The organism is Pseudomonas sp. 2VD, assembly GCF_005503585.1.
Lineage (GTDB): Bacteria > Pseudomonadota > Gammaproteobacteria > Pseudomonadales > Pseudomonadaceae > Pseudomonas > Pseudomonas aeruginosa.
Map to the genome: position 1 here is coordinate 1 of NZ_SCND01000010.1, position 24546 is coordinate 24546.

Here is a 24546-nt window from a genome sequence, read left to right on the forward strand (position 1 = left end):
CATACTCCCTGCGCGACCGATCTCGTCCGCCCCACCCGGGCGCCGCGCCGCCGCATCGGCGCACTGGCCATAACCATCCGGCCGCACGGAAGCACTCCGTCGTGCCCCGACTGCCAGGGACCTTCCCACCATGACCGCCGCCACCCTCGCCGCCGACGCCGCTCCGGAACCGGCCAACTCGACCACCCGGGTCGCAGTCGCCAGCTTCATCGGCACCGCCATCGAGTTCTACGATTTCTACGTCTATGCCACTGCCGCCGCCCTGGTGATCGGTCCGGTATTCTTCCCGCAGACATCCGGCACCGCGCAGATGCTCAGCGCCTTCCTCACCTTCGGCATCGCCTTCCTCGCCCGTCCGCTGGGCTCGGCGCTGTTCGGCCACTTCGGCGACCGCATCGGGCGCAAGTCGACCCTGGTCGCCTCGCTGCTGCTGATGGGGGTATCCACCACCCTGATCGGCGTCCTCCCCGGCTACGACAGCATCGGCTACTGGGCGCCGTTGCTGCTCTGCGTGCTGCGCTTCGGCCAGGGCCTCGGCCTCGGCGGCGAGTGGGGCGGCGCCGCGCTGCTGGCCACGGAGAACGCGCCGGCCGGCAAGCGCGCCTGGTTCGGCATGTTTCCCCAGCTCGGCCCGTCGATCGGCTTCCTCGCCGCCAACGGCCTGTTCCTGGCCCTGGCGATGCTGCTCAGCGAGGAGCAGTTCCGTGACTGGGGCTGGCGGATCCCGTTCCTGCTCAGCGCGGCGCTGGTCGTGGTCGGCCTCTACGTACGCCTGAAGCTGGCGGAAACCCCGGTGTTCGCCAAGGCCATGGCCAAGCACGAGAGGGTCCGCCTGCCGATCGCCGAGCTGTTCGCCCAGCACTGGCGGCCGACCCTGCTCGGCGCCCTGGCGATGGTGGTGTGTTATGCGCTGTTCTATATCTCCACGGTGTTCTCGCTGAGCTACGGGGTGGCCAGCCTCGGCTTCAGCCGCGAGGAGTTCCTTGGTCTGCTGTGCCTCGCGGTGCTCTTCATGGCCGCCGCCACGCCGCTGTCGGCCTGGCTCAGCGACCGCTTCGGACGCAAGCCGGTACTGCTGCTCGGCAGCCTGGCGGCGATCGCCTCCGGCTTCGCCATGGAGCCGCTGCTCAGCCAGGGCTCGACGTTCAGCGTCGCCCTGTTCCTCTGCATCGAGCTGTTCCTGATGGGGGTCACCTTCGCCCCGATGGGCGCGCTGCTGCCGGAAATATTCCCCACCCACGTGCGCTACACCGGCGCGTCGGCGGCCTACAACCTGGGCGGCATTCTCGGCGCCTCGGTGGCGCCCTATATCGCCCAGAAGCTGGTCGGCATCGGCGGCCTGGGCTGGGTCGGCGGCTACGTCTCCGCAGCGGCGCTGCTCAGCCTGCTGGCGGTGCTGTGCCTGAAGGAAACCCGCGACAACGACCTCGGCGCAGTGTCCTGAGTCTCGCTCAGGCTACCGCGGCGCCGCCCTTCTCCCTCGCCGCCAACCAGTCGGCGAGGGCCCCGGCCCAGACCTGGTAGCCCAGCTGCGACGGATGAAAGCCGTCGATGGCCAGGTAGTCCGGAAGCAGGTCCAGCGAGATCGGACAGTAGCCGGCGCCGGTCGCGCCAGCGAGATCGCGCAGCGCCTCGTCGAGCAGCCGCCCGCGCCACCCCAGCAGGGCCCGCAGCAACCCGGGCAAGGCGGAAAAATGCCGCAGCGGCGGCACCGCGGTGCAAGTCACCTGCGCGCCGGCCGCCTGGAAGCCGTCGATCAGGGCCGCGCAGTCGGCGCGCCAGCGTTCGAGGGAGCGCAGGCTGGTGGTGTCATTGACGCCGAAGACCAGGATCACCTGGTCGAAGAAACGTCCCGCCACCTGCGGTAGCAGGCGTTCGCGCGCCTCGCCGCTGGTGATGCCGTTCTCGCCCAGCGCCTGCCAGGCCACCGGGCGGCGCAGACGCTCGCCCAGCGCCGCGGCCAGGCGGCCGGCCAGGGCGTAGTCCAGGCAACTGGCGCCGACCCCGGCCACTGTCGACTCACCGAACAACAGCAAGCGCAGCGGCTCTTCGGCACCGGACCCACCGACCAGCCCTTCGCGAGGTCCCGCCGCGGGCGCCAGGCGCAAGGCTCGGCGGCGGGTGCGGATAGCCAGCGGCACCGCCAGCGGCAGCAACGGCAGAGCCGCCGCCCACCAGGCCAGCGTTGCCAGCCGGCGCATCTCAGAGTTCGACGCGAACCGCCTGGGCGGCCCGGGTCGCCTTGGCGCGGGCGGCGTCGATCGACTCGTCGCGCGCCAGGGCCACGCCCATCCGCCGCTGGCCATCCACTTCCGGCTTACCGAACAGGCGTAGCGCCGTATCCGCCTCGCTCAGCGCGGCGCCGAGGTTGGCGAAAGCGACCTGCCGGGACTTGCCTTCCACCAGGATCACCGCCGAGGCCGACGGGCCGAGCTGGCGGATCACCGGGATCGGCAGGCCGAGGATCGCCCGCGCGTGCAGCGCGAACTCGGAAAGATCCTGGGAAATCAGGGTCACCAGGCCGGTATCGTGCGGTCGCGGCGACACCTCGCTGAACCACACCTGGTCGCCCTTGACGAACAGTTCGACGCCGAACAGCCCGCGTCCGCCGAGGGCCTCGGTCACTGCCCGGGCGACCCGCTCGGACTCGGCCAGGGCCTGCGCGCTCATCGTCTGCGGCTGCCAGGACTCGTGGTAGTCACCCTTGACCTGGCGGTGACCGATCGGCGCGCAGAAAGTGGTGCCGTCGACGTGGCGCACGGTGAGCAGGGTGATTTCGTAGTCGAAATCGATGAAGCCCTCGACGATCACCCGGCCCTTGCCGGCGCGCCCGCCTTCCTGGGCATAGTCCCAGGCCGCCTGCAGGTCGTCGGGGCCTTTCAGGACGCTCTGGCCCTTGCCCGACGAACTCATGATCGGCTTCACCACGCAGGGGTAGCCGACGCGCTCGACGCCACGGCGGTAGTCCTCGAAGGTATCGGCGAAGTGATAGGGCGAGGTCGGCAAGCCGAGCTCCTCGGCAGCCAGCCGGCGGATACCCTCGCGGTTCATGGTCAGTTGCGCGGCGCGGGCGGTGGGCACCACGGTGTAGCCTTCGGCCTCCAGCTCGACCAGGGTCGCGGTGGCGATGGCCTCGATCTCCGGCACGATGTAGTGCGGCTTCTCCTGCTCGATCACCGCGCGCAGGGCGGCACCGTCGAGCATGCTGATCACGTGGCTGCGATGTGCCACCTGCATGGCCGGCGCGTTGCCATAGCGATCGACGGCGATCACTTCGCAACCCAGGCGTTGCAGCTCGATGGCGACTTCCTTGCCCAGCTCGCCGGAGCCACAGAGAAGGACGCGGGTCGCGCTCGGCGACAGGGGGGTACCGATACGGGTCATGGAAGAACCTCGGAAATGAAAGAAAACGGAATCCGCTTCAGGCGGAACCGCTGACCAGCCCTTGCGCCTTGGCGCGCTCGAAACAGCGACCGAGCACCTCGCGGCGCTCGTCGTTGCTCATCAGGCCCCAGCGGGTGATCTCGGCCGCCGTGCGCTGGCAGCCGATGCAGATGTCCTGCTCGTCCAGCGCGCAGACATGCACGCAGGGCGAAGCCACCGGTCGCTCGTTCACGCCGGGTCCTCGACGAGGTCGCGGGCGTAACGGCGGGCATTGTGCACATAGTGGGCGGCGCTGGCCTCGAGCATCTTCTTCTGCGGCTCGCTCAGCTCGCGCACTACCTTGCCCGGCGAGCCCATCACCAGCGAGCCGTCGGGAATCTCCTTGCCCTCGGGAATCAGCGCGTTGGCGCCGATGATGCAGTACTTGCCGATCTTCGCCCCATTGAGGATCACCGCGTTGATCCCCACCAGGCTGTAGTCGCCCACGCTGCAACCATGCAGCATGGCGTTGTGGCCGACGGTGACGCCCTTGCCGAGGGTCAGCGGATAGCCCATGTCGGTGTGCATCACCGAGCCGTCCTGGACGTTGCTGTGCTCGCCGATATGGATCAGCTCGTTGTCGCCGCGCAGCACCGCGCCAAACCAGACGCTGGCGCCGGCATCCAGGCGAACCTTGCCGATCACCGCTGCGCTGGGCGCGATCCAGCTGTCGGGATGGGTTTCGACGCGGGCATCGCCCAGGCGGTATTTCATCGCGATCTCCTCATGGCCGGGGTCTGCGCCCCGTCGGTCAACTCAGTTTGATGAACGAAGCCGGCGGCGTGTGCAGGTCGATGGGGTCGTCGTACAGCAGGTTGACCAGCTCCACCACCATGATGGCCGTCAGGCCCCAGATCTTGAACTCGCCGAAGCGATAGCTGGGCACGTACCAGCTGCGGCCGAAGTAGTCGATACGGTGGGTGACCTCGCGCGGGTCGTCGCGAAAGAAACTCAGCGGCACGTTGAACACCGCGGCGATCTCACCGTCGTTGGGCTGGTACTCGACGAAGTCGGGAATGAAGGCGACATAGGGAGTGACCTCGATGCCATGCCGCGAGACCAGGGTGCTCAGCGGCCCGACCACTTCCACCAGGCCCGGCGGCAAGGCGATCTCCTCCTCCGCCTCGCGCAGGGCGGTGCGCACCAGGTCGGCGTCTTCCGGGTCGCGCCGCCCGCCGGGGAAGGCGACCTCGCCGCCATGGGTGGACAAACCGGCGGCGCGCAGAGTCAGCACCAGCTCCGGATCGTCGCTGCGGGTGATGGGCACCAGCACGGCCGCTTGGGGGAAGCGCTGGTCGGTATCCAGTTGGCGGGGGCGGTGCGCCTCGATGCGTTGGCGCAACTCGTCGAGCGTGCAGTTCATACTGCCGGGGTTTCCGAGGTCTTGTCGTTTCCCCGAGATCATGGCACGAAAGCCCCGGCCAGCCCACCCCTCCCGCACGGGGCCTTGTCGCCTCCCGGCCAGCCGAGCAAGATAGGCCTTTCCCCGAAGAAGAACCTGGCATGAAATTCTGCAGCCTGTGCGGCGCCACGGTGGTCCAGCGCATCCCGGACGGCGACAACCGCCTGCGCTACGTCTGCGACGCCTGCCACACCGTGCACTACCAGAACCCGCGTATCGTCGCCGGCAGCCTGCCGGTGTGGGACGGCCAGGTCCTGCTCTGCCGTCGCGCCATTGCACCGCGCCTGGGCTACTGGACGCTGCCGGCCGGCTTCATGGAGAACGGCGAGACCCTCGCCCAGGCGGCGGCCCGCGAGACAGAGGAAGAAGCCAACGCGCGGATCGGCGGCCTGCAGCTCTATACCCTTTTCGACCTGCCGCACATCAGCCAGGTCTACCTGTTCTTCCGCGCCGAGCTGCTCGACCTGGATTTCTCCGCCGGCGATGAAAGCCTGGAGGTGCGGCTTTTCGACGAAGCGGAGATTCCCTGGTCGGAGCTGGCTTTTCCGACCATCGGCCGTACCTTAGAATGCTACTTCAGCGACCGCCGCGAAGGCTGCTTCCCGGTGCGCAACGAAGCCATTGCACCTATGCTGGCTTCCTATAAGAAAGACTGAACGCCAAACACTCGAACACCGCTGCCGTTGCGGCTCAAGGGAACATCGGGGATTTCACTTCCATGCGCTGGTTGCTTGCTTTGCTGTGCTTGACCTTCGCCAGTCTGACCCAGGCCAATGCCGCACCGAGCCTGGAAGGCAAGGTGGACAAGGTCCTGGTGCTCAAGTCCGAGCGAAAACTGCTGCTCCTCAACAAAGGCAACGTCCTGAAAAGCTACCGTGTCTCGCTGGGCAAGCGCCCGACCGGCCCGAAGCTGGCCGAAGGCGACAACCGCACCCCGGAAGGCTTCTACTGGATCGACTGGCGCAAGACCAGCAACAACTACAACCTCTCCATGCACATTTCCTACCCCAACGCCCGCGACGTGGCCAAGGCCCGGGAAAAGGGCCTGCCGGCCGGTGGCATGATCATGATCCACGGCACCCCGCTGGATGACGAATACCCGGAGTGGTACTTCTCCACCCTGGACTGGACCAATGGCTGTATCGCCATGAACAACACCGACATGCGCGAAGTCTGGAGCGTGGTGAAAGACGGCACGCTGATCGAGATCCGCCCCTGACAGAACCAGGCTGATACCACTCGTCAGCCGTCAGCCACACCAGGAACGCCGCCGCGAGATTTTCCGGCGGCGTTTTCTTTTATCCGTCAAACCCTTGCATCCCTTACTCAGGCCAAGTCAATCGACGGGACGGCTGGCTGACGCGTGCGCGACGTACAACTGGCATTGACGTGGTATTCAAGTGGTATTAGTTTTCCCAGCATTACCGGGCGACAACAACACAATCCGCATCGGAACCTCTCATGAAGACAGCCCACGACCTGCTCCTGGCCCTGCGTCCCGACGAGGCGCAACCCACCCCCCTCTATCTGCAGCTGGCGCGCAATCTCGAGAGCGCGATCCATGCCGGCCAGTGGAAAGCGGAGGAAGCGCTGCCCTCCGAACGCAACCTCAGCGAAACCCTGAACATTTCCCGCGTCACCGCGCGCAAGGCCCTCGAAGTACTCTTCGAGCAGGGGCTGATCCGCCGCAACCAGGGCTCCGGCACCTTCATTACGCCGCGTCTCGAACAACCGCTGTCGCGTCTCTCCAGCTTCAGCGAGATGCTCCGCCTGAAAGGCTTCACCCCCGGCTCCACCTGGCTGGAGCGCGGCATCGCCCTGCCCACCCACGACGAACTGATCCGCCTCGGCCTCTCGCCGACCGAAAAGGTCGTGCGCATGAAGCGCCTGCGCAAGGCCGACGGCACGGTGATGGCGATCGAGAACAGCACCCTGCCGGCACGCCTGCTGCCGGATCCGACAGCGGTCGGCGATTCCCTCTACGAATACCTGGACGGCATCGGTCGCCCGGTGGTCCGCGCCCTCCAGCACGTGCGCGCGATCAACGCGTCCGCGTCCGATGCCGCGTTGGTCGGCATCGCGCCGGGCACCGCGATGCTGCTGATGACCCGGATCGGCTACCTCGAGGACAACACCCCGATCGAGCTGACCGACACCTACTGCCGCAACGACTACTACGACTTCGTCGCCGAACTGCGACGCTGACCGACACGGAGCCGCCATGCTCGAAGGCAACATTCTCACCCCGCAAGGCTGGGTCCTCGGCCGCCTGCACATCCAGGACGGACGTATCCAGCGGATCGAAGGCGAGCCCTGCGATCCGGCCGACAACGCCGATCCGTACCTGCTGCCAGGCTTCATCGACCTGCATGTGCACGGCGGCGGCGGCCGCGACATCATGGAAGGCGGCGACGCCTTCGCCACCATCGCCCGCACCCACCGGCGCTTCGGCACGACCTCGCTGCTGGCCACCACCATGACCGCACCGCGCGAGGAGATCGCCGACATCCTCAGCCAGCTCGGCGATTACTGCCGCCGCTCGCTGGAGGGCGGTTCACGGATACTCGGCGTGCACCTGGAAGGCCCCTACATCAACTCCGGCAAGCTCGGCGCACAGCCCAACTTCGCCCATGCCGCGGTGCTCGAGGAAGTCGAGGACTACCTGCGCCGCGCGCCGATCCGGGTAATCACCATCGCCCCCGAGATCGCCGGACACCGGCCGCTGATCCGAGCCCTCGCCGAGCGCGGCGTACGCCTGCAGATCGGCCATACCCTGGGCAGCTACGAGGATGGCGTGGCCGCACTGGAAGCCGGCGCCAGCAGCTTCACCCACCTCTACAACGCCATGACCGGCCTGCACCACCGCGAACCGGGTATCGTCGGCGCGGCCCTGGCCCACGCACGCTACGCCGAGCTGATCCCCGACCTGCTGCATGTCCATCCCGGCGCCATCAGGGTGGCCCTGCGTTCGATCCCGTGCCTGTACTGCGTGACCGACTCCACCGCCGCCGCCGGCATGCCCGACGGCCAGTACAAGCTCGGCAGCCACACGGTGACCAAGTGCCTGGGCGGCGTGCGCCTGCCCGACGGCACTCTGGCCGGCAGCACCCTGACCATGGACCAGGCGCTGCGCAACCTGGTGAAGATCGGCCTGCCCCTGGCCGAAGCCTCGCAACGCCTTTCGCAATTCCCCGCCGATTACCTCGGCCTCGCCGAGCGCGGCCGCCTGGCGCCCGCAGCCTGGGCCGATGTGGTGCGCCTGGATCGCTCCCTGGAACTCGACGCCGTGATGGTGGAAGGAGAACTCGAATGACTTCGCTGATGCTCGAGGAAGCGCTCTCCGCCGCCACGGTGGCGAGCCGTCAACTGGCCGTGCTCGACGCCTGCCTGCCGGCGCTTGGCCAGCGTCTGCGGGAGGTTGATCCGAACCTGGCACTGACTGTCGCGCGCGGCAGCTCCGACCATGCCGCCAGCTACTTCGCCTACCTGGCCATGCAGCACGCCGGCTTGCCGGTGGCCTCGCTGCCCATGTCGGTAGTGACCCTGAACCGCTCGCCACTGCGTGTCGCCGGGCAGGCCGTCTTCGCTTTCTCGCAGTCCGGGCAGAGCCCCGATCTCGTGGACAGCCTGCGCATCCTGCGCGAACGCGGCGCCCTGGGCATCGCCCTGGTGAATGCCGAGGATTCGCCGCTGGAAGCCGCCAGCGAATTCGTCGTGCCGCTCTGCGCCGGCGCCGAGCGCAGCGTCGCAGCGACCAAGAGCTTCATCGCCACGCTCAGCGCCAGCGCCCGCCTGCTCGCCCACTGGCAGCGCGACAATGCCCTGCTGGCCGCAGGCCAGGGCCTGGCGGCCGGGCTGGAGCAGGCCGCCAGGCTCGACTGGTCGCCGGCCATCGAGGCCCTGCGCGACTGCCAGCGGCTGATGGTGATCGGTCGCGGCGCCGGCTACGCCATCGCCCAGGAGGCCGCGCTGAAATTCAAGGAAACCTCGGCGATCCAGGCCGAGGCCTTCAGCAGCGCCGAGGTCCGCCATGGACCGATGGCGCTGGTCGAGGAGCGCTATCCGCTGCTGGTGTTCGCTCCCCGCGGCCCGGAGCAGGAAGGCCTGCTGGCGCTCGCCGAGGATATGCGCCAGCGCGGTGCGCAGGTATTGCTCGCCGCCCCGGATGACATCGCCGAACGCGACCTGCCGCTGCAGCGCGCCGCGCATCCGGCGCTCGATCCGATCCTGGCGATCCAGAGTTTCTACGTCATGGCCGCCGGCCTGGCCGAAGCCCGCGGCATGGACCCGGACCAGCCACGGCACCTGAGCAAAGTCACCCGAACCCACTGAGCCTGAGCGCGCGCCCATGAACAACAAGAATCTCGCCCTCAAAGCGCCCCTGAGCGGCCCCGTGATGCCGCTCAACCGAGTACCCGACCCGGTGTTTTCCAGCGGCACCCTGGGCGAAGGCATCGCCATCGACCCGCTCAACGACTGCCTGCACGCGCCCTGCGCCGGGCTGGTCAGCCACCTGGCGCGAACCCGCCACGCGCTCAGCCTGCGCGCCGACAACGGTGCCGAGTTGCTGCTGCACGTCGGCCTCGACACCGTACAGCTGCAAGGCGAGGGCTTCGAAGCGCTGGTCGAGGAAGGTGCGCGGGTGATCGAGGGCCAGTCGCTGCTGCGCTTCGACCTGGACCGCGTCGCCCGCGGCAGCCGCAGTCTGATCACGGTGATGATCCTGACCAACGGCGACGGCTTCCAGGTACGCCCGCTGACCACCAACCCGGTGGAGGTCGGCGCGCCGCTCCTGCAACTGAGTCCGGAGAAGGCCGAGCAACGTCCGGCCAATCCCGCGCCTGGCGAAGGCTCCGCGCAGCGCCAGGTTCGCGGGCGGGCGCGGGTCGCCCATCATGGCGGTCTGCACGCACGCCCGGCAGCGCTGCTACGCAAGACCGCGCAGGGCTTTTCCAGCCAGGCCGAACTGCACTTCGCCGGGCAGGTGGCCAGCGTCGACAGCCTGGTCGGCATCATGGGCCTGGGGGTCGCCGAACAGGACGAGGTAGAGGTGATCTGTCGCGGCGAAGACAGCGAGGCGGCCCTCGGCGCCCTGCTCGCGGCCCTCGCCAGCGCCACCGCGGGGGCTCCGAAGGAGGCTCCGCGCGCCATCGCCCCGGGCGAGGCGGCGCGACCTGCGGCTGTCGCCGGTACCCTGGCCGGCGTCTGCGCTTCGCCCGGCCTGGCCAGCGGTCCCCTGGCGCGGCTCGGCGCCATCAGCCTGCCGGCGGATGACGGCCGGCATCGTCCCGAGGAACAGCACCTCGCCCTGGACCAGGCCCTGCAACGGGTGCGCGACGACGTACAGGGGAGCCTGCAGCAGGCCAGGCTCGGCGGCGACGAGAACGAAGCGGCGATCTTTTCCGCGCATCTCGCGCTGCTGGAAGACCCGGGTCTGCTGGACGCCGCCGACATGCTGATCGACCAGGGCGTCGGCGCCGCCCACGCCTGGCACCGGGCGATCCAGGCCCAGTGCGAGATTCTCCAGGCGCTGGGCAACCTGCTGCTGGCCGAGCGCGCCAACGACCTGCGCGACCTGGAAAAACGCGTGCTGCGGGTACTGCTCGGCGACACCGCGCCATTGCGGGTGCCTGCTGGGGCCATCGTCGCCGCCCGGGAGATCACCCCCTCCGACCTCGCGCCGCTGGTGGATGCCGGCGCGGCTGGCCTGTGCATGGCCGAAGGCGGCGCCACCTCCCACGTGGCCATCCTCGCCCGCAGCAAGGGCCTGCCGTGCCTGGTGGCGCTCGGCGCCGGGCTGCTGGAGCTGGAGGAAGGCCGGCAGGTGGTGCTGGACGCCGGCCAGGGCCGGCTGGAACTCAGCCCAGACGCTCGACGCCTGGAGCAGGTCGCCTTGCAAGTGGCGCAGCGCGAGGAACAACGCCGCCGCCAGCAGGCCGATGCGCAGCGCGAGGCGCTCACCCGCGACGGCCGGCGCATCGAGATCGGCGCCAACGTCGCCTCGCCGCGCGAGGCCGCCGAAGCCTTCGCCAACGGCGCCGACGGGGTCGGCCTGCTACGCACCGAGTTTCTCTTTCTCGAGCGCCGCGCCGCGCCCGACGAAGAGGAGCAGCGCAACGCCTACCAGGAGGTCCTGGACGCCATGGGCCAGCGCAAGGTGATCATCCGCACCATCGATGTCGGCGGCGACAAGCACCTCGACTACCTGCCGCTGCCGGTGGAAGAAAACCCTGCGCTGGGCCTGCGCGGCATCCGTCTCGGCCAGGCGCGCCCGGAACTGCTCGACCAGCAGTTGCGCGCGCTGCTGAGGGTCGAACCGCTGGAACGCTGCCGGATACTGCTGCCGATGGTCAGCGAGGTCGACGAACTGCGCGCCATCCGTGGCCGCCTCGGCGAGCTGGCCACGCAATTGGGGATCGAGCGCCTGCCCGAACTCGGGGTGATGATCGAGGTGCCCTCCGCCGCCCTGCTCGCCGATCAACTGGCCGAACACGCCGACTTCCTCTCCATCGGCACCAACGACCTGTCGCAGTACGCCCTGGCCATGGACCGTTGCCACGCCGGCCTGGCCGACCGCATCGACGCCCTCCACCCGGCGCTGCTGCGGCTGATCGCCCAGACCTGCGCCGGAGCAGCCCGTCACGGCCGCTGGGTCGGCGTCTGCGGTGCACTGGCCTCGGACCCGCTGGCGACACCGGTACTGGTCGGCCTCGGGGTCGAGGAATTGTCCGTCGGTCCGAACCTGGTCGGCGAGATCAAGACCCGGGTGCGCCAGCTCGACGCCGCCGAATGCCGCCGCCACGCCCAGGCGCTGCTGGACCTGGGCAGCGCCCGGGCGGTGCGCGACGCCTGCCTGCAACACTGGCCGCTGGCCTGACAAGAACAATCGGAGACCACCGCCATGCCCCCGTTCCTGATCGAAAGCCTGCAACGCCTGGGCCGCGCCCTGATGCTGCCGATCGCGATCCTGCCGATCGCCGGCCTGCTGCTGCGCCTGGGCGACGTCGACCTGCTCGACATTCCGCTGGTCCACGACGCCGGCAAGGCGATCTTCGCCAACCTGGCGCTGATCTTCGCCATCGGCATCGCCGTCGGTTTCGCTCGCGACAACAACGGCACCGCCGGCCTGGCCGGCGCCATCGGCTACCTGGTGATGATCTCGGTGCTCAAGGTGATCGATCCGGGCATCGACATGGGCGTGCTCTCCGGCATCATCAGCGGCCTGGTGGCTGGCGCCCTGTATAACCGCTTCAAGGACGTGAAGCTGCCGGAATACCTGGCGTTCTTCGGCGGCCGCCGCTTCGTGCCGATCGCCACCGGGATCAGCGCGGTCTGCCTGGGCCTGCTGTTCGGGGTGATCTGGCCACCGCTGCAACAGGGCATCAACGGCCTCGGCCAGCTCATGCTGGAAAGCGGCAGCTTCGGCGCCTTCGCCTTCGGCGTGCTGAACCGCCTGCTGATCGTCACCGGGTTGCACCACATCCTCAACAACCTGGTGTGGTTCGTCTTCGGCAGCTTCACCGACCCGGAAACCGGGCGCGTCGTCACCGGCGACCTGGCGCGCTATTTCGCCGGCGACCCGAAGGGCGGCCAGTTCATGGCCGGGATGTTCCCGGTGATGATGTTCGGCCTGCCCGCCGCCTGCCTGGCGATGTACCGCAACGCCCGTCCGGAGCGGCGCAAGCTGATCGGCGGACTGCTCCTGTCGATGGCCTTGACCGCCTTCCTCACCGGCGTCACCGAGCCGGTGGAGTTCGCCTTCATGTTCCTCGCGCCGCTGCTCTACCTGCTGCATGCGCTGCTCACCGGCCTGTCCATGGCCCTCACCGACCTGCTCGACATCCGCCTCGGCTTCACCTTCTCCGGTGGCGCCATCGACCTCGCCCTGGGCTGGGGCCGTTCCACCCACGGCTGGATGCTCTGGCCGCTGGGCCTGCTCTATGCCGGCATCTATTACCTGGTGTTCGACTTCTGCATCCGCCGCTTCAACCTGAAGACCCCGGGCCGCGAAGACGACGCGAGCAGCGAATCGGGCGACAACGCCGAAGCCGAGCGCGCCCCGGCATTCATCCGCGCCCTGGGTGGCGCAGCCAACCTCGAAGTGGTGGACGCCTGCACCACGCGCCTGCGTCTGCGCCTGGTCGACCGCGACAAGGCCTCGGACGCCCAGCTCAAGGCCCTCGGTGCGATGGCCGTGGTACGTCCGGGCAAGGCCGGCAGCCTGCAGGTGGTGGTCGGCCCACAGGCCGACAGCATCGCCGACGAGATCCGCCGCGCCCTGCCCTTCGATACGCAACCGGGCGAAGCCGTACCGCCGCTGGGCAGTCCGAACGCAGCCGAAGAGGTGGTGTCGATGCAGGCCACCGTCGACGCCGCCGAAGCCCAGGCCTGGCTCGGCGCCCTCGGCGGCGCCGGCAACCTGCGCGAGGTACGGGACGTCGCACTGACCCGCCTGCGGGTCAGCGTGGCGGACGAACGCAAGCTGGCCACCGAGCAACTGCGTCGTCTCGGCGGACAGGGCGTCAGTTCCCTCGCCGGCGGCATCTGCCATATCCTGGTGGGCCCCCGCGCCGCGGCCCTGAGCCAGGCCCTGCAACCGCTGCTGCGGCGCTGACGGCAGGAGGGCTGGACCTCGGCCAATCGGCGGATAACCGCCAAGCGGTTGTTCGCGCCACGCCACAGCCCCGGGTCGGACTCTCCCCGTGAGGCGGATAACGAAAAGGGCGGCCACTGGCCGCCCTTCTTGCTTGTGCGAGGAAAACTCAGAAGACCATGTCGGTCAGGCGCCAGACTTCGTAGGCCGGGGTCTCATAGGGATGCGCCGCCTTCAGCGCCTTGACGCTGGCGTGGATGAGCTCGTCGGCCACCACCAGCTCCACTTTCCACTCCGCCACGTGCTCGACCTGGCCGACCTGGCCCAGGTAGGGTTGGCTACCGTCCAGGGGCCGGAACTGGCCCTGGCCAAGGGACTGCCAGCAGCAACTGTCGTACGCCCCGATGCGCCCGCCACCCGCGGCAAACACCGCTTGCTTGACGACATCCAGATGGCTCTCAGGCACATAGAAACACAGCTTGTACATCGTTTTCTCCGCACGAATCGAATGCTGCACGAGGCGGTCGGTGGTTGTGCGACTGCCGACGCCAAATAATGGCACTTTGCCTTGACATGATGAATATTTGACGCTGTCTTTACGACAGATAAGCGCAACATTTGTTCGCCCGTCACAACACCTTCGTGCGGGCGTTCACAGATTTACGTTCAGCCGCGGAAACGCCGCCACCTGGCCTTCAGCCCGGAGGCGGAAGGCGCATGGCTACCGTCGCAATACGGCAGGTCGGCGGAGCGCCCGCAGCGGCACAACAGCAACAGGCGCTCGCGGGTCGCGTGGAGCGTCAGGCCGTTGCGGCAGTCGGCGGGACAGTCGGGAAGCGAAGCCGAAGCCCCGCAGGTACAGAGCCGCAAGGTGTCGCCGGGAGAGACCCGGCGAACCTCGGGAAGAAGGTCGGGCGACGAGCTGGAGTCCGCATCGCCCGCCATGCCGGATCAGTCCACCCAGACCCGGGCGTTGCGGAACATGCGCAGCCAGCCGCCGTCTTCCTGCCAGTCGTCCGGACGCCAGGAATTCTGCACGGCGCGGAACACCCGCTCGGGGTGCGGCATCATGATGGTGACCCGGCCGTCGCGGCTGCTCAGCCCGGTGATGCCGCGCGGCGACCCGTTGGGGTTGGCCGGGTAGGCTTCGGTGACCTTGCCGTGGTTGTCGACGAAACGCAGCGACACGCAGCCGGAAAGGTCGGCCTCGAGCAACGCTTCCTCCGACTCGAACTCCGCATGGCCTTCGCCATGGGCGATGGCGATCGGCAGGCGCGAACCGGCCATGCCCTGCAGGAAGATCGACGACGACTCCTGCACCTGGACCATCGCCACCCGCGCCTCGAACTGCTCGGAACGGTTGCGCACGAAGTGCGGCCAGAACTCGGTGCCGGGAATCAGCTCGTGCAGGTTGGACATCATCTGGCAGCCGTTGCAGACGCCGAGGGCGAAGCTGTCCTTGCGCGCGAAGAAGGCCTGGAAGCCGTCGCGGGCGCGGGCGTTGAAGAGGATCGACTTGGCCCAGCCCTCGCCGGCGCCGAGCACGTCGCCGTAGGAGAAGCCACCGCAGGCCACCAGGCCCTTGAAGGCGTCCAGGTCGACCCGCCCGGCGAGGATGTCGCTCATGTGCACGTCGATCGCGGCGAAGCCGGCGCGGTCGAACGCCGCGGCCATCTCCACCTGGCCGTTGACGCCCTGCTCGCGGAGGATCGCCACTTTCGGCCGCACGCCCTTCTTGATGTAGGGCGCGGCGATGTCGTCGTTGACGTCGTAGCTGAGCTTGATCGACAGCCCGGGGTTGTCTTCGTCCAGCAACGCGTCGAACTCCTGCTCGGCGCAGTCGGCGTTGTCGCGCAGACGCTGGATCTGGTAGCTGGTCTCGCTCCAGATGCGTTGCAGGATGCGGCGCTGGGCGCTGTAGACGATCTCGCCGTTGTAGTTCAGGTTGATCTCGTAGCCGTTGACCGGCTGGCCGATCACCGCCACGCAGTCGTCGAGACCGGCGGCGCTGAACTGCGCGAGGACTTCCGGAGTGGCGCCCTCGCGAACCTGGATCACCGCGCCCAGTTCCTCGCTGAACAACACGGCCGCCAACTCTTCGCGGCTATCGGCCAGGGCATCGAGGTTCAGCTCGACGCCGCAGTGACCGGCGAAGGCCATCTCCAGCACGCTGGTGATCAGGCCGCCGTCGGAACGGTCGTGGTAGGCGAGGATATGGCCGTCGGCATTGAGCCCCTGGATCACCGCGAAGAAGGCTTTCAGATCCTCGGCGTCGTCGACGTCCGGCACGGCGCGGCCGAGCTTGCCGTGGACCTGGGCCAGGATCGAGCCGCCGAGACGGTTCTTGCCGCGACCGAGATCGATCAGGATCAGGTCGGTCTCGCCCTTGTCCAGGCGCAGTTGCGGGGTCAGGCTCTGGCGCACGTCGGCGACCGGGGCGAAGCCGGTGACGATCAGCGAGACCGGAGAAGTGACGCTCTTGTCCTCGCCATTGTCCTGCCAGCGGGTCTTCATGGACATCGAGTCCTTGCCCACCGGGATGGTGATGCCCAGTTCCGGGCACAGTTCCATGCCCACGGCCTTGACCGTGTCATACAGGCGCGCGTCCTCGCCGGGGTGGCCGGCGGCGGCCATCCAGTTGGCGGAAAGCTTGATGTCGGACAGCTTGCCGATACGCGCGGCAGCCAGGTTGGTGACCGTCTCGCCGATGGCCATGCGTCCGGAAGCCGGGGCGTCCAGCAGCGCCAGCGGGGTACGTTCGCCCATCGCCATGGCCTCGCCGGTGTAGACGTCGAAGCTGGTGGCGGTGACGGCGCAGTCGGCCACCGGCACCTGCCAGGGCCCGACCATCTGGTCGCGGGCCACCAGCCCGGTGATGGTGCGGTCGCCGATGGTGATCAGGAAGCTCTTGCTGGCCACGGCGGGATGGCGCAGGACGCGCTCGACGCTTTCCTGCAGCTCCAGCCCGGCGGCGTCGAAATCGTCGCCCAGCTCGGCCTCGCGGGTGACCGCGCGGTGCATGCGCGGCGCCTTGCCGAGCAGGACTTCCAGCGGCATGTCCACCGGCTTGTTGTCGAAATGGCTGTCGGCGACGGTCAGCTGGCGCTGCTCGATGGCCTCGCCGACCACCGCGAACGGGCAGCGCTCGCGCTCGCAGATGGCCTTGAAGGTCTCGAAGTCGGCGGCGTCCACCGACAGCACGTAGCGCTCCTGCGACTCGTTGCACCAGATTTCCAGCGGGCTCATGCCCGGCTCGTCGTTGGGCACTGCGCGCAGCTCGAAGCGACCGCCGCGGCCGCCGTCGTTGATCAGTTCCGGCAGGGCGTTGGACAGGCCGCCGGCACCGACGTCATGGATGAAGCTGATCGGGTTGCGCTCGCCGAGCTGCCAGCAGCGGTCGATCACTTCCTGGCAACGTCGCTCCATTTCCGGGTTGTCGCGCTGCACCGAGGCGAAGTCGAGGTCGGCGGAGCTGGCGCCGGTGGCCATCGAAGAGGCGGCGCCGCCGCCCAGGCCGATCAGCATGGCCGGGCCGCCAAGGACGATGAGCTTGGCGCCGACGCTGATCTCGCCCTTCTGCACGTGTTCGTCGCGAATGTTGCCCATGCCGCCGGCGAGCATGATCGGCTTGTGGTAGCCGCGCACTTCCTCGCCGTGAGGGGTAGCGATCTTCTGCTCGAAGGTACGGAAGTAGCCGGTCAGCGCCGGACGGCCGAACTCGTTGTTGAACGCGGCGCCGCCCAGCGGGCCCTCGACCATGATGTCCAGCGCGGTGACGATGCGCTCGGGCTTGCCGTAGGGCACTTCCCAGGGCTGCTCGAAACCGGGGATCTGCAGGTTGGACACGGTGAAGCCGGTCAGGCCGGCCTTCGGCTTGGCGCCGCGGCCGGTGGCGCCCTCGTCGCGGATCTCGCCGCCGGAACCGGTGGAGGCACCGGGGAACGGCGCGATGGCGGTCGGGTGGTTATGGGTCTCCACCTTCATCAGGATCTGCACCGGCTCGCGGCTGGCGGCGTATTCGCGGGTCTGCGGATCGGGGAAGAAACGCCCGGCGACATGGCCGACGATGACCGCGGCGTTGTCCTTGTATGCGGACAGCACGCCTTCACGGTTCATCTCGTAGGTGTTCTTGATCATGCCGAACAGGCTCTTGTCCTGGGCCTGCCCGTCGATGTCCCAACTGGCATTGAAGATCTTGTGCCGGCAATGCTCGGAGTTGGCCTGGGCGAACATCATCAGCTCGACGTCGTGCGGGTTGCGCCCCAGTTCGCCGAAGCTCTTCAGCAGGTAGTCGATCTCGTCCTCGGCCAGGGCCAGGCCCAACTCGACGTTGGCCTTCTCCAGCGCTGCGCGACCGCCGCCAAGCACGTCGACGGCGGTGAGCGGGCGGGGCTGCGCATGGCTGAACAGCTCGGCGGCGCCTTCCAGACGGTCCAGCACCAGTTGGGTCATGCGGTCATGCAGGCGGGCGGCGACCTGTTGGGCATCGCTCTCGGAAAGTTCGCCCTGCACATAGTAGGCAATGCCGCGCTCCAGCCGGTCGATCTTCGCCAGGCCGCAGTTGCGGGCGATGTCGGAGGCCTTGCTCGACCACGGCGAGATGGTGCCGAAGCGCGGCACCACCAGGAACAGCCGGCCGCTGGGCTCCTGCACCGGCACGCTCGGGCCGTATTTCAGCAGCCGCGCCAGCACCTGCCCCTCGTCGGCAGTGAGCGCGCCGGTGACGTCGGCGAAATGCGCGAACTCAGCGTACAGCCCGGTAACGGCAGGTACGTGCTGGGTCAGTTGCTCGAGCAGTTTGCCGTGGCGGAAAGCGGAAAGGGCGGGAGCGCCGCGCAGGATCAGCATTGTCGGAACAGCCTCTGGAGACGGGAAGGTGTGGGGGCCGGCCGGGCCGGCCCGCAGAGGCCGTGCATTCTACCGTAAAGCACCGTCCGGCGGCACCCGCGCCGATGGCTATCGCATAGCCCTCCATCGGATCCGCGGCGGCCCGCTTCGAAGCACTTCGAGAACGGCGCCGCAGCGCTCTGCGACGGGGCAAGCGAAACGGCGGACGAACGGTATCCCGGCGATAGCAGAGAAGGTCCCGGCTGTCGAGATATGGCGCCGTCTCGCCTTTGCGTATACTGCGCCGATGTTTGCCCTGACCGCGTACCGCTTACGTTGCGCCGCCTGGCTGTTGGCGACCGGCATCTTTCTGCTGCTTGCGGGCTGTAGCGAGGCGAAAGCCCCTACCGCCCTGGAGCGCGTGCAGAAGGAGGGCGTACTGCGCGTGATCACCCGCAACAGCCCGGCCACCTACTTCCAGGACCGCAACGGCGAAACCGGCTTCGAATACGAACTGGCCAAGCGCTTCGCCGAGCGTCTCGGCGTCGAGCTGAAGATCGAGACCGCCGACAACCTCGACGACCTCTATGCCCAGCTTTCCCGCGAGGGCGGCCCGGCGCTCGCCGCGGCCGGCCTGACCCCGGGACGCGAAGACGACGCCAGCGTGCGCTACTCGCACACCTACCTCGACGTCACCCCGCAGATCATCTACCGCAACGGCCAGCAGCGCCCGACCCGCCCGGAAGACCTGGTCGGCAAGCGCATCATGGTGCTCAAGGGCAGCAGCCACGCGGAGCAGCTCGCCGAGCTGAAGAAGCAGTATCCCGAACTGAAGTACGAAGAATCCGATGCTGTCGAAGTGGTCGACCTGTTGCGCATGGTCGACGTCGGCGACATCGACCTGACCCTGGTCGACTCCAACGAACTGGCGATGAACCAGGTGTACTTCCCCAACGTCCGCGTCGCCTTCGATTTCGGCGAAGCCCGCGGGCTGGCCTGGGCCTTGCCGGGGGGCGACGACGACAGCCTGATGAACGAGGTCAACGCGTTCCTCGACCAGGCCAAGAAGGAAGGCCTGCTGCAACGCCTGAAGGACCGTTACTACGGGCATGTCGACGTACTCGGCTACGTCGGCGCCTACACCTTCGCCCAGCACCTGCAGCAACGCCTGCCGCGCTACGAAAGCCACTTCAAGCAGAGCGGCAAGCAGCTGGATACCGACTGGCGCCTGCTCGCCGCCATCGGCTACCAGGAATCGCTGTGGCAGCCCGGCGCCACCTCCAAGACCGGCGTGCGCGGCCTGATGATGCTGACCAACCGCACCGCCCAGGCGATGGGCGTGTCCAACCGGCTCGACCCGAAGCAGAGCATCCAGGGCGGCAGTAAGTATTTCGTGCAGATCCGCAGCGAACTGCCCGAGAGCATCAAGGAACCGGACCGCAGCTGGTTCGCCCTGGCCGCCTACAACATCGGCGGCGCGCACCTGGAAGACGCGCGCAAGATGGCCGAGAAGGAAGGCCTCAACCCGAACAAGTGGCTGGACGTGAAGAAGATGCTGCCGCGCCTGGCGCAGAAGCAGTGGTACGCCAAGACCCGCTACGGCTATGCGCGCGGCGGCGAGACCGTGCACTTCGTACAGAACGTGCGGCGCTACTACGACATCCTCACCTGGGTGACCCAGCCGCAGATGGAAGGCAGCCAGATCGCCGAGAGCGGGTTGCACCTGCCCGGCGTGAACAAGACGCGCCCGGAAGAAGACAGCGGCGACGAGAAACTCTAGCCGCCCCCCTCCCCTCAGGATTCTCCGTCGCTTGCCAGCCAGGCGGCGTGCTCGCGCACATCGGTCGGCCAGCCGGCGATCCGCTCGGCGAAGCCCTCGCGATCCCCGGCGAACAGCGCCCGCGTCGCCTCCTCGAAGCCCGGCAGGTCGCCGGCCATCGCATTCATGAAATGGTAGGCGCGCTCCTGCGCCTGCCGCGCACGCCCGGACTGGCTGCGGCGCGCCTCCTCGACCAGCTTGCGCAGCGCCACCGAGGCGCCCCCGGGCTGCGCGGCGAGCCATTCCCAGTGGCGCGGCAGCAAGGTCACCTCGCGCGCCACCACGCCCAGCTTCGGCCGCCCGCGCCCGCGCGGCGCGGCCTCCTCCGCCGGTTGCCGCTCGCCTGCGCCGACCAGGCGCGCCAGCAGGTCCTCGCTGGAACCGCGGATATCGAGATCGACGGAGCGCCCAGTGGCATTGTCGAACACCAGCAGCGGCCCGGCAGCACCGCCGGCGACCGCTTGCTTCAAGGCCAGCGCAACCTCCGGCAGCGCCGCCGTCAGCAGCCGGCGCGTGCCGTCGAAGCAGGTGAAGGACTGGATGTATGGATCATTGGCCATGACAGGCTCCCATGGATGGAACGCCCGAATAATACCCGGATATAAATAGAGCGACAATATTATCCGGATAAAATAAATCCCATGAAAAAGGCCGCCTAATGGCGGCCTCTTCCGGCAGCGATGACCTACCAGCCGGCCGGCAGCAGGTTCATGGCGCTGCAAATGGCGTAGGCGGCGCTGGCCAGGTAGATCGTCACGATCACCGCCTGGATCGCCGGATGGGCGATCCAGCCGCATTTCCAGGCCGGCTCGAAGTCGCCGTTCCTGCGCGCCGAGCGCAGCATCAGGATCGGCATGATCGAGAGAATCACCCCGCTGAAGGCCCCGGCGAAGTACAGCGCGTTGACGAAGCCGACCAGCCCGCTGTAGGCCAGGACGAACGGCGGCAGTGCGACGATCGCCAGCACCAGCAGGCGGGTCTTCGGCCGGTTCTCCGGACCGAGCTTGTGGAACTTGTCGAAGATGTTGGTCAGGAAGCTACCGCCCAGGCCCCAGTAGGACGTCAGCATGGCGCACAGGGCGAAGGTGTTGGCGGTGAAGAAGGCCCATTCGCCGAGCGCCTTGCCCCAGGCCAGGGTGGCGACTTCGGACTGGTTCTCCAGGCCGGTCAGGGCGATCACCGAGAGCGGCACGATGCTGAGCAGGACGAAGGTGGTCAGCATCCCGGTGATCACCGCCTTCGGCAGGCGCTCCGGGGCGTGGCTGAAACCACGGGCCATCTCCGGGACGATGTACTGGGCGGAGAAGCAGAACACCGCGATGTTGAATACCGGGACCATGTAGATCCAGTCGCCTTCGAGCAGGCGAGCGAACTCGGTATTGTCGTTGAGCAGGGTGGCCGCCACCAGGATCAGGATCATGCTGACCATGCCGATGCTGATGAACTTCTCGCCCTTGCCGATGGCGCTCAGTCCCAGGTACAGCACGCCGGCGGCCGGAATGAAGAACAGCACGCTGCCCAGGGCCGGGCTGATGCCGAAGAAGGCGCTGAGGATCTTGCCGCTGCCGCTCATATAGGCGATCAGTGCGCCGATGCTGTTGACCGCCACGGACAGGAAAATCGCCCAGGCGCCGAAGGAGCCGACATAGCGCTGGGCAAGGCCACTCAACTGGTTGTGGGTGCGCGTACGCAGGGCGGTTTCCGAGACGTAGAGCATGGAAATGGTGGTGAACAGGCCGGCCACCGCCAGCCAGAGCAGCAATGGCATGAAGCCGGCCTTGCGGCTGGCGTAGGCCATGGACAGCACGCCTGCGCCGATGTTGGTTCCGACGATCATCGCCACCGCCTCGAGGAACGTCAGGCGCTTGACCTCCAGTCCCGAGGAATCGACGGCTTCCGCCCCGGCGTGATCCTGATACTGCTGGACCCGGGTATCACTCATGACAACAACTCCCTGCATTTCGAATTGGCATTGTGCGGGAGGCGGCCAGGACCGCCGTACCGATGGCCTTCTTCGAGGACAATGCAGGGCCGGGAATCGCGGACGCCTCCGGACCGGCCGCGCTTTTCGGCTGCGCGGTCCGGCGGGGGTATCCGCAGGCGGGCTCGCTCTCACCTGAAGCCATTGCCTGCGGGCCGCTTGCTCAAGCGGCCGTGCAAAATATCACACAATTCGACGAAGGAAGCGCGCGGCGACTACGACTTTACGCCTATGCCGATCGTCCGAAATATCCGGATAAATAATTGATGCAGATGGCTTTTGAAGGAGAGGAAGGCGCCAGGGCGTGCTTTAACGTTTCAGCCGGAGCGTTCGAAAAGAGAAACATCCGTCAGTCTTCGCGAGGCTTCTTCGCCGCTTCGCGCCGCGCGCGGAAGAACGCCGAGAGCGCCTGGCTGCATTCTTCCGCCAGCACGCCGCCCTCGACCATGACCCTATGGTTGAGATGCTCCTGCTCGAAGAATCGCCCACGGCTTTCCACTGCGCCCGACTTGGGCTCGACCGTGCCGTACACCAGGCGCTGGATGCGTGCGTGCACCAGCAGTCCGGAACACATGCTGCAGGGTTCCAGGGTCACATACAGGGTGCTGCCTGGCAGCCGGTAGTTGCCCGCCTCCGCCGCTGCCATGCGGATCGCCAGCATTTCGGCGTGGGCACTGGGATCGTGGCTGCTGATCGGCCGGTTGAAGCCCCGCCCGATGATCTCGCCCTCGCGCACCAGGACCGCGCCCACCGGCACTTCGCCGAGGGCCGCGGCCTTTTCCGCCTCTGCCAGGGCCTCGCGCATGAAATGCGGGTCCCGGCTGCGATCGATGATCGGACGCACGCCTTTTACCGTCGGGTAGCCCTTGCCGTTGCTGATCAGCTTAGTCACCCGCACCAGGCCTCGCCGACCGCGATGGTCCCCATCAGGCCGGTCTCCATATGGTCGATGACGTGGCAGTGGAACATCCACAGGCCCGGATTGTCCGCCACCAGCGCGACGCGGGCGGTCTCGTTCTTGCCCAGCAGGTAGGTGTCGGTGAAGTACGGGATGATCTCCCGGCGATCCGAATCCAGCACCTTGAAGGCCATCCCATGCAGGTGGATCGGGTGCTGGTACTGCGCCATGTTGCGCAGCTCGAAGATGTAGCTCTGGCCTTCCTTGAGCTTGGCCAGCGGCGGCGCGTTGTGCTTGTGCTCCTCGCCGCCTTCCCAGGCCTTGCCGTTGATCTGCCAGAACGACGGATAGGGATTCTTGCCGCTGGTATCGGACATCGCCCCGACCCACTCGAAACGGAAACCGATCTTCTCGGCATTGGCCAGGTCCGGTTCGCTCACCGGATTCGCCGGCAACGGCTTCGGCCAGTCGCCGGCAGGTGCCTCGGCGCTGGCCACGCTGCGGATCGTCGCCAGGCGTACCGGCCCGTCGCGCAGGGACAGCTCGGTGCCCGCTTCCGGCACCTTCAGCGCCAGCTCCAGGCGCATCCCGGGACCGATCCAGTACTGCCCCTCGAAGCCGCGTGGTTCCACCGGATGGCCATCGATGGCATAGATCCTCGCCTCGCCGTTGGGCAGGTTGAGACGGTAGGTGACGGTGTTGTCGACGTTCAGCAGGCGCACCCGGACGATCTGCCCGGCCGGCAGGTCGATGGTCGGCACATGCTTGCCGTTGATCGTCGAATAGCGCCCGCGGGTGCCTTCTCGCGCGGCCTGGCGCGGCACGCTGAAGGGGGTGAAGGCGCCCTGCTCGTCCACGTGCCAGGTCTTCAGGCAGAGAACCTTCTCATGGCGGAACCCGGTGGGTTCGCGCTCCTCGATGATCAGCGGGCCGACCAGTCCGCGGCCGAGCTGCTCGCTGCTCATCAGGTGCGGGTGGTACCAGTAGCTGCCGGCGTCCTGGGTCTTGAACTGGTAGATGAAGCTCTCACCCGGCTGCACCGGCGGCTGGGAAATGTACGGCACGCCGTCCATCTCGATCGGCAGGCGGATGCCGTGCCAGTGGATGGTGGTCGGTTCGTCCAGCCTGTTGGTGAAGCGCACCCGCAGCCACTCGCCCTGCTTCGCCCGCAACTCCACGCCGGGGCACTGGCCGCCATAGGCCAGCGCCGGACTGCTGAAGCCCGGGACGATCTCCAGGTCCAGCGGCGCGGCGATCAGTTCGTAGTCGTACTCCTGCGCCACCTGCGGACGCGCCAGCCAGAGGCGCGCGCCGCCGGCGCCGAGGCCGAGGCCGACCACCGCCAGCCCGGCGAGGCCGCCGAGCACTTGTCTACGGGTAAATGTCATGGAGCCTTCACCTTCGCGGGTACTGCGGCTGGGAAATGATAGATTTTCTCATTTCCCAGCCGCGAAGGCGAGCCATCGCTCCGTGCAACTGCCTCTTTGCTGATCCGGAGCAAACGAAAAGGGCAGCCGAAGCTGCCCTTTCCTCTCATCGGCGCGAGCCGATCCCCACTCGATCATCAACAGATCCCGTAATCCCGCGTAGTTAAAAGGATTTT

General features: G+C 67.7%; 22 protein-coding genes. 10 read left to right on the forward strand and 12 right to left on the reverse strand.

Translation table 11 applies throughout. The features are described from left to right. The first annotated feature begins 130 nt into the window (after positions 1 to 130). On the forward strand, positions 131 to 1444 hold the full coding sequence (locus tag FFS27_RS02000; protein ID WP_003092654.1) for an MFS transporter: 1314 nt from the start codon (positions 131 to 133) through the stop codon (positions 1442 to 1444). 7 nt (positions 1445 to 1451) lie between these two features. On the opposite strand, the gene FFS27_RS02005 is transcribed toward FFS27_RS02000, so the two are convergent. From FFS27_RS02005 to FFS27_RS02025, 5 genes are read right to left on the reverse strand one after another with little or no spacing between them, the layout of a single operon-like run. Next, on the reverse strand, positions 1452 to 2201 hold the full coding sequence (locus tag FFS27_RS02005; protein ID WP_003137927.1) for an SGNH/GDSL hydrolase family protein: 750 nt from the start codon (positions 2199 to 2201) through the stop codon (positions 1452 to 1454). A gap of 1 nt (position 2202) precedes the next feature. Further along, entirely contained in the window at positions 2203 to 3384 is a 1182-nt protein-coding gene (gene purT / locus FFS27_RS02010; RefSeq protein ID WP_021265186.1) for a formate-dependent phosphoribosylglycinamide formyltransferase, read from the reverse strand. A gap of 37 nt (positions 3385 to 3421) precedes the next feature. Further along, positions 3422 to 3616, reverse strand: a complete 195-nt coding sequence (locus FFS27_RS02015) for a DUF1289 domain-containing protein (protein ID WP_003092660.1) — start codon at positions 3614 to 3616, stop codon at positions 3422 to 3424. Beyond that, positions 3613 to 4137: a gamma carbonic anhydrase family protein gene (locus FFS27_RS02020; protein WP_003092662.1), complete on the reverse strand. Its 525-nt coding sequence runs from the start codon at positions 4135 to 4137 to the stop codon at positions 3613 to 3615. The genes FFS27_RS02015 and FFS27_RS02020 overlap by 4 nt, the downstream gene beginning before the upstream one ends. Before the next feature lie 37 nt (positions 4138 to 4174). Then, a complete protein-coding gene (locus FFS27_RS02025) occupies positions 4175 to 4786 on the reverse strand; it encodes a CoA pyrophosphatase (RefSeq protein WP_003092664.1) in 612 nt (203 codons plus the stop codon). 140 nt (positions 4787 to 4926) lie between these two features. Here FFS27_RS02025 and FFS27_RS02030 point away from each other — a divergent pair, with 140 nt between their 5' ends. The 7 genes from FFS27_RS02030 (at position 4927) to nagE (ending at position 13439) form a co-directional block, all read left to right on the forward strand. Further along, on the forward strand, positions 4927 to 5481 hold the full coding sequence (locus tag FFS27_RS02030; protein WP_021265187.1) for an NUDIX hydrolase: 555 nt from the start codon (positions 4927 to 4929) through the stop codon (positions 5479 to 5481). Between the two features lie 62 nt (positions 5482 to 5543). Continuing rightward, entirely contained in the window at positions 5544 to 6044 is a 501-nt protein-coding gene (locus tag FFS27_RS02035) for a L,D-transpeptidase family protein (protein WP_003092667.1), read from the forward strand. A 242-nt stretch (positions 6045 to 6286) separates the two neighbouring features. After that, a complete protein-coding gene (locus FFS27_RS02040) occupies positions 6287 to 7030 on the forward strand; it encodes a GntR family transcriptional regulator (protein WP_021265188.1) in 744 nt (247 codons plus the stop codon). Positions 7031 to 7046: 16 nt separating this feature from the next. After that, positions 7047 to 8138: an N-acetylglucosamine-6-phosphate deacetylase gene (gene nagA, locus FFS27_RS02045; RefSeq protein ID WP_003111788.1), complete on the forward strand. Its 1092-nt coding sequence runs from the start codon at positions 7047 to 7049 to the stop codon at positions 8136 to 8138. Beyond that, complete coding sequence (locus tag FFS27_RS02050; protein ID WP_022579736.1) at positions 8135 to 9157, forward strand: SIS domain-containing protein; 1023 nt, start codon at positions 8135 to 8137, stop codon at positions 9155 to 9157. Before nagA ends, FFS27_RS02050 begins: the two co-directional genes overlap by 4 nt. A gap of 16 nt (positions 9158 to 9173) precedes the next feature. Further along, positions 9174 to 11702, forward strand: a complete 2529-nt coding sequence (ptsP, locus tag FFS27_RS02055; RefSeq protein WP_034013764.1) for a phosphoenolpyruvate--protein phosphotransferase — start codon at positions 9174 to 9176, stop codon at positions 11700 to 11702. A 24-nt stretch (positions 11703 to 11726) separates the two neighbouring features. Then, a complete protein-coding gene (gene nagE, locus FFS27_RS02060) occupies positions 11727 to 13439 on the forward strand; it encodes an N-acetylglucosamine-specific PTS transporter subunit IIBC (protein WP_003117449.1) in 1713 nt (570 codons plus the stop codon). Positions 13440 to 13587: 148 nt separating this feature from the next. On the opposite strand, the gene FFS27_RS02065 is transcribed toward nagE, so the two are convergent. The 3 genes from FFS27_RS02065 to purL form a co-directional block, all read right to left on the reverse strand. Further along, complete coding sequence (locus tag FFS27_RS02065) at positions 13588 to 13905, reverse strand: Nif3-like dinuclear metal center hexameric protein (RefSeq protein ID WP_003092679.1); 318 nt, start codon at positions 13903 to 13905, stop codon at positions 13588 to 13590. Positions 13906 to 14084: 179 nt separating this feature from the next. Beyond that, the gene (locus tag FFS27_RS02070) at positions 14085 to 14363 is read right to left on the reverse strand and encodes a CDGSH iron-sulfur domain-containing protein (RefSeq protein WP_003158782.1); all 279 of its coding nucleotides are present in this window, start codon (positions 14361 to 14363) and stop codon (positions 14085 to 14087) included. 6 nt (positions 14364 to 14369) lie between these two features. After that, positions 14370 to 18266 carry a phosphoribosylformylglycinamidine synthase gene (purL, locus tag FFS27_RS02075; RefSeq protein WP_137951922.1) on the reverse strand — a complete coding sequence of 1299 codons (3897 nt, stop codon included), beginning with the start codon at positions 18264 to 18266 and terminating at the stop codon, positions 14370 to 14372. A gap of 286 nt (positions 18267 to 18552) precedes the next feature. Between purL and mltF the strand changes: the two genes are divergently transcribed. Further along, complete coding sequence (gene mltF / locus FFS27_RS02080; protein ID WP_003104806.1) at positions 18553 to 20025, forward strand: membrane-bound lytic murein transglycosylase MltF; 1473 nt, start codon at positions 18553 to 18555, stop codon at positions 20023 to 20025. A gap of 14 nt (positions 20026 to 20039) precedes the next feature. Here mltF and FFS27_RS02085 read toward each other — a convergent pair whose 3' ends face one another. Together FFS27_RS02085 and FFS27_RS02090 are read right to left on the reverse strand one after the other, a co-directional pair. Then, positions 20040 to 20624, reverse strand: coding sequence for a DUF2239 family protein (locus tag FFS27_RS02085; protein ID WP_003092691.1), 585 nt, complete (start codon positions 20622 to 20624; stop codon positions 20040 to 20042). Positions 20625 to 20749: 125 nt separating this feature from the next. Next, positions 20750 to 22006 carry an aromatic amino acid transport family protein gene (locus FFS27_RS02090; RefSeq protein WP_003092694.1) on the reverse strand — a complete coding sequence of 419 codons (1257 nt, stop codon included), beginning with the start codon at positions 22004 to 22006 and terminating at the stop codon, positions 20750 to 20752. Between the two features lie 62 nt (positions 22007 to 22068). Here FFS27_RS02090 and FFS27_RS02095 point away from each other — a divergent pair, with 62 nt between their 5' ends. Further along, complete coding sequence (locus FFS27_RS02095) at positions 22069 to 22308, forward strand: hypothetical protein (protein ID WP_152959661.1); 240 nt, start codon at positions 22069 to 22071, stop codon at positions 22306 to 22308. 86 nt (positions 22309 to 22394) lie between these two features. Here the strand turns inward: FFS27_RS02095 and tadA are convergent, their stop codons facing one another. Beyond that, a complete protein-coding gene (tadA, locus tag FFS27_RS02100; protein ID WP_003092697.1) occupies positions 22395 to 22943 on the reverse strand; it encodes a tRNA adenosine(34) deaminase TadA in 549 nt (182 codons plus the stop codon). Next, the gene (locus FFS27_RS02105) at positions 22934 to 24331 is read right to left on the reverse strand and encodes a multicopper oxidase family protein (RefSeq protein WP_023100853.1); all 1398 of its coding nucleotides are present in this window, start codon (positions 24329 to 24331) and stop codon (positions 22934 to 22936) included. The genes tadA and FFS27_RS02105 overlap by 10 nt, the downstream gene beginning before the upstream one ends. Positions 24332 to 24546 lie beyond the last annotated feature (215 nt).